General features: G+C 72.5%; 4 protein-coding genes and 1 pseudogene. 4 read left to right on the top strand and 1 reads right to left on the bottom strand.

Annotation, left to right across the window (positions count from 1 at the left end):
• A pseudogene (locus tag ACFDSW_RS01195) lies at positions 1 to 598 on the bottom strand (A/G-specific adenine glycosylase); the annotation flags it as partial.
• Positions 599 to 612: 14 nt separating this feature from the next.
• On the opposite strand from ACFDSW_RS01195, the gene ACFDSW_RS01200 reads away from it, so the two are divergent.
• The 4 genes from ACFDSW_RS01200 to ACFDSW_RS01215 form a co-directional block, all read left to right on the top strand.
• Entirely contained in the window at positions 613 to 1158 is a 546-nt protein-coding gene (locus ACFDSW_RS01200) for a DUF721 domain-containing protein (RefSeq protein ID WP_375248441.1), read from the top strand.
• A complete protein-coding gene (locus tag ACFDSW_RS01205) occupies positions 1155 to 1838 on the top strand; it encodes a DsbA family protein (protein WP_375248442.1) in 684 nt (227 codons plus the stop codon). Before ACFDSW_RS01200 ends, ACFDSW_RS01205 begins: the two co-directional genes overlap by 4 nt.
• Positions 1839 to 1875: 37 nt before the next feature.
• Complete coding sequence (locus ACFDSW_RS01210) at positions 1876 to 2619, top strand: thioredoxin domain-containing protein (protein ID WP_375248443.1); 744 nt, start codon at positions 1876 to 1878, stop codon at positions 2617 to 2619.
• 10 nt (positions 2620 to 2629) lie between these two features.
• Positions 2630 to 5182, top strand: a 2553-nt coding sequence (locus ACFDSW_RS01215) for an AAA family ATPase (protein ID WP_375248444.1), incomplete at its 3' end; no start/stop codon positions are given.

The following is a 5182-nucleotide window of genomic DNA, read 5'->3' on the forward strand; positions in this document are numbered from 1 at the left end:
GCTTCCTGGATGTGCAGATCCCGGAGCCGAGGTCCATCATCGCCTGCGCGAAATCGCCGGCCCGCGCATCCGGGGTGATCGTTTCCGCCGCCGCGCGGATCGCCCGGCGCGCGCCCGGCAGCGGCGCCGCAATCGCGAACAGCCGCGCCACGACGCGCTCGACATTGGCGTCGACCACCACCGCGCGCCGGCCAAAGGCGATCGCCGCCACCGCCGCCGCGGTATAATCCCCGAAGCCCGGCAAGGCGCGCAACGCCGCCTCGGTATCGGGCAGCGCCCCGCCATGCTCCGCCGCGATCACCCGCGCCGCCGCCAGCAGGTTTCGCGCGCGGGCATAATAGCCCAGCCCGGCCCATGCCGCCATCACCGCCGCCTCGTCCGCCGCCGCCAGATCGGCGAAACCGGGCCAGCGCGCCACCCATGCGACGAAGCGCGGCCGCACTGTCGCCACGGTCGTTTGTTGCAGCATCACCTCCGACAGCCACACGCGATACGGATCGGGCGTGTCACCCGGCCTCGCACGCCACGGCAGGTCACGGCGATTCCGATCGTACCAGTCGAGCAGCGGGGCGGCGACATCGCGGCGCTTGGCGTCCATGCCCCGGCTATGGCATGGGACGCCAAATGAGCAAGCGCGAGCGCGCCCCCACCCCACCGCCCGAGCGGCAGAACCGATCCCGCGCGGTGGCCGAACTGCTGCCCGCGATCGGCGGCGCCGCCTTCCGCCGCTTCGGCTTCGTTCAGTCGGCGATCGTCACCCGCTGGCCCGAGATCATGGGGGAGCGACTGGCGGCGGTCAGCAGCCCCGAATCGATCCGCTTCCCGGTCGGCAAGAAGCAAGGCGGCACGCTGACGCTGACGGTGCGCGGCGCGCATGCCCCGATGATGAGCCATCTGACCGGCGAGATCATCGACCGGGTCAACCGCTTCTTCGGCTATGCCGCGATCGAGCGGGTCGCGATCCGCCAGGGTGAGATCACCAAGCGTGCCGAGCGGCGTGCGCCGCCGTCGCTCGCCCCCGCCCCGCACGATCTGGGCGACAGTTTGAAAACGATCGCCGATCCCGAACTGAAGGCGGTGCTGGAGGCGCTCGCTTCGGGAGTCGCCGGCGCCGCTTCCGCCCCCACCCCCCGCCCCGTGCTGCCGAAGGTTCGATGACGCGCCCGTTGCTCCTTATCGCTGCGCTGGCACTTGCCGCGCCGCTTGCCATTTCCGCCGCGCCCGCCACCACGCCGCGCCCCTGGACCAACGTGGCGACCCCGATCGCGACTGGCAGCTACCTGATCGGCAACCCCCGGGCGCGAGTGAAGCTGGTCGAATATGTCAGCTACACCTGCCCGCACTGCGCGCATTTCGCCGCCGAATCGGGCCCGGCGCTAAAGGCGATGATCCGCTCCGGCAGTGTCAGCGTGGAGATCCGCAACCAGGTTCACGATGCCATGGATCTCGCCGCCACCGCGCTGGCGCGCTGCGCCGGCCCCGCCGCCTTTCCCGCGCTGCACGAGGCCCTCTATGCCCGCCAGCAGCAATGGTATGAGCGTGGCGCGGCGTGGAGCCAGGGCAATGCCGAACGCATTTCGAGCTGGCCGCAACTGGCACAGATGAAGGCGCTGGCGGACGGCGCCGGGCTGGTCCAGATCGCCACCGCCGCGGGCGCCCCCGCCGCCGCGATCGACGCCTGTTTCGCCACCGACGCGCAGGTGAAGCGCGCCATCGCGGTGTCGGAAAGTACCGGCAAGGTGCCGGGCACGCCCGCATTCGAGATCAACGGAAAGCTGATCGAGGGCGTCGGCTGGGCGCAGCTGGAACCGCGATTGCGCGCGGCCGGCGCCCTATGAGCGCCGAGACGAACAAGGGTTGGACGGAGTGATGTCGATGAAGCGTTACGCGATACTACCGCTGGCGGCGCTCGCGCTGCTGGCAGGCTGCAACAAGAGCGGCGAGGGCAATGGCAGCGCGCCGACCGCCCCCGCCGGATCCGTCGCGGCAGTCGCCGCACCCGCCGGGCAGGATTGGACGCAGACGGTCGCGCAGACGGCGGAGGGCGGCTATGTCGTCGGCAATCCCAACGCCCCGCTGAAGCTCGTCGAATATGGCTCGCGCCTGTGCCCCACCTGCGGCGCGTTCGCCAACACCGGCATGCGCCCGCTGATGGACAATTACGTCAAGACCGGGAAGGTTTCGTATGAGTTCCGCGAATATCTGGTGCATGGCGCACCCGATTTCGCCCCGGCGCTGCTCGGCCGTTGCGCGGGAACCGCGCCGTTCTTCCCGATGCTGGAACAGATGTTCGCGGAGCAGCCCAATGTCCTGCCGAAGATGGAGGATGCGGGCGCCTTCCAGCAGCAGATCCAGGGCCGCCCCCCGGGCCAGCAGTTCACCGCCTGGGCGGAGAAGCTGGGCTTCATCGACTTCGCGAAGCAGCGCGGGCTGACGGAGGCACAGGCGCGCGCCTGCCTGACCGATCAGAAGCAGATCGACGCGCTGGTGAAATACATGGACGCGGGCACCGAAAAGGGCGTGACCGGCACCCCCACCTTCTTCCTGAACGGAGAGAAGCTGGACAACCTCGTCACCTGGCAGGGGGTCGAGGGCGCGCTGAAGAACGCCGGGGCCTGATCGCGCCGCGATGCGGATCAAGCGGCTGCGGCTGACGGGTTTCAAAAGCTTCGTCGACCCGGCCGATTTGTTGATCGAGCCGGGGCTGACGGGCGTCGTCGGCCCCAATGGCTGCGGCAAGTCGAACCTGCTCGAGGCGCTGCGCTGGACGATGGGGGAGAACAGCCCCAAGTCGATGCGCGGCGCCGGCATGGACGACGTCATCTTCGCCGGCACCGCGACCCGCCCGCCGCGCGATTTCGCGGAAGTGTCGCTGCTCGCCGACGTGGCCGGTGCCGAGGGCGTGGCGGAGCGTGAGGTGGTGCGCCGGATCGAACGCGGCGCCGGGTCGGCCTATCGGATCGACGGACGCGACGTGCGTGCGCGCGACGTGCAGTTGCTGTTCGCCGATTCGGCCACCGGCGCGCACAGCCCCGCGCTGGTCAGCCAGAACAGGATCGGCGCGATCATCGCCGCGCGCCCCGCCGAACGCCGCGCGATGCTGGAGGAAGCGGCCGGAATCGCCGGACTGCACGTCCGCCGCAAGGAGGCCGAAGCCCGGCTGCGCGCCACCGAGGCCAATCTGGCGCGAATCGACGAACTGATCGCAGACCAGGCCACCCGACTGGCGGCATTGCGACGCCAGGCGCGCGCCGCGGAACGCTATCGCCTGTTGTCCGATCAGATCCGCATCGCGGAGGCGCGCATGATCTTCGCCCGCTGGCGCGAGGCGGCGCAGGCGGCGGAAGCAGCCAAAGCGGAGGCGACGGCGGCGGACGCAGCGGTGATCGCGGCCGCCGCGCTGGAGCAGCGCACCGCCGCCGAACAGCGCGACGCGGTCGAGCGGCTGTCGGCGGCGCGCGCGGAGGCATTGGCGGCGCGCGACCGCGCAGGCGAGATCGCACACCAGCTCAGCCGCGCGCGCGAACAGCGCCATGGCCTGCAACGCCGGCTGGCCGAGATGGACTCCGCCGCGTTGCGTATCGCGGAGGATCGCGCGCGGGAAGACGCGCTGGCGCATGATGCGGCCGCCGCGCTGGCCCGCCTGGGCGATGAAGTGGCCGCGCTCGACGGCGCGATCGCTGCCGCCGCCACCGCAACCCCGACGCTCGACGCCGCGCTGGCCGATGCGGAGCGGCATGCCCGCGATATCGAGGTGGCGTTGGCACAGGCGCTGTCCGCGCAGGCGGCGGAAACCGCCGAGCGGCGCGTCGCCACCGCGGCGCAGGCCGCTGCCACGACCCGCCTCGATCGCGCCCGCCGCGATGCGGCGCAACTGGCTCAGGCACTGGATGCGCTGGATGACCTGAGCGGGATCGAGGCGGCGCTGCAGGACGCGCGCGGCCGCCACGCGGCGGCACTCGACCGGGCGACCAAGGCGCGCGGGGCGCTGCAATGGGCAGACACCAGCGAGGCGGAGGCGGGAGCGGAACGCGACGCCGCCGAAGCCGCACGCGCGACCGCGCTCGCGGCGCTGGCGGCGCTGGACGGCGAGATGGCCGCGCTCACCCGCGCGACGCAGCAGGCGGGTGACCGGCTGCTCGACGCGATCGATGCCGAACCCGGCTTCGAACGCGCGCTGGCCGCTGCGTTGGGGGACGATATCGAATCGTCGCTGACGGACTGGCACGGCTCACCGATCGCTCCGCACGATCCCCCCGCCCCGACCGGCACCTTGCCGCTCGCCGCACGGGTCGCGGCGCCGGACGCGCTGGCGCGGCGCCTGTCGCAGATCTTCCTCGTCGAGATTGATTCGGGTCAGGCGCTCGCCCCCGGGCAGCGCATCGTCACCCGCGAGGGGCAGCTGAGGCGCTGGGATGGCTATCAGACCGATGGCGGCGGGGCGGCGGCGGCGGAGCGGCTGGAACGGCGCAACCGCCTCGCCGCACTGACCGCACAGCGCCCGGAGGCGCAGAAAGCGGTCGATCACGCAACGGAGCGTCGCACCGCACTCGACGAACGGATCGCGCGCGCGCGGGCAGCGGCACAATCCGCACGCGCGCTGCTGGCGGAGGCTGAGCACGACCAGCGCATCGCGCAGCGCAACGAGGATCGCGCGAGCGGCCAGATCGAGCGCCTCGCGGGGCAGCGCGCCGATCTGGAGCAGCGGCGCGACCGGGTCGCCGCCGACATCGCCGAGGCGGAAGCGGAGCGGGAGCGCGCCGCCGCCGCGCTGCTGGCTCTCCCCGATGGGGCCGCCACCACCGCGACCACCGCGCGCTTGCAGGGCGAGGCGCAGGCCGCGCGCGCCGGAGTGGCGCTGGCGCGCGCCGATCGTACCGGGCATGACCGGATGCTGGCGCAGGCGCGCGAACGCCGCGCCGCCGCGACCGCCGAGGCGCAGGGCTGGAAGGGGCGGGCGGGCGAGGCGGCGCGACGTATCGCCGATATGGATCGCCGCGCGACGACGTTGGCCCAGGAACGCGAAGCGCTGGCCGACCGCCCGGCGCGACTCGCGGCGCAGATCGGTGAGCATGAAGCCGCGCACGACGCCGCCCGCACAGCCGCCGAGCATACGCAGGCCAGCGAACGGGAGGCAGACGTTGCCGCTCGCCTGGCGGACGCCGCGCATACCCGCGCCGGG

Origin of the sequence: Sphingomonas sp. (genome assembly GCF_042091075.1) — a bacterium.
GTDB lineage: Bacteria > Pseudomonadota > Alphaproteobacteria > Sphingomonadales > Sphingomonadaceae > Sphingomonas.

Excerpts from the sequence above, each read along its gene's own strand:
- ACFDSW_RS01200 (WP_375248441.1), top strand. The coding sequence starts at position 613 with ATGGGACGCCAAATGAGCAAGCGCGAGCGCGCCCCCACCCCACCGCCC.
- ACFDSW_RS01210 (WP_375248443.1), top strand. The coding sequence starts at position 1,876 with ATGAAGCGTTACGCGATACTACCGCTGGCGGCGCTCGCGCTGCTGGCA.
- ACFDSW_RS01205 (WP_375248442.1), top strand. The coding sequence starts at position 1,155 with ATGACGCGCCCGTTGCTCCTTATCGCTGCGCTGGCACTTGCCGCGCCG.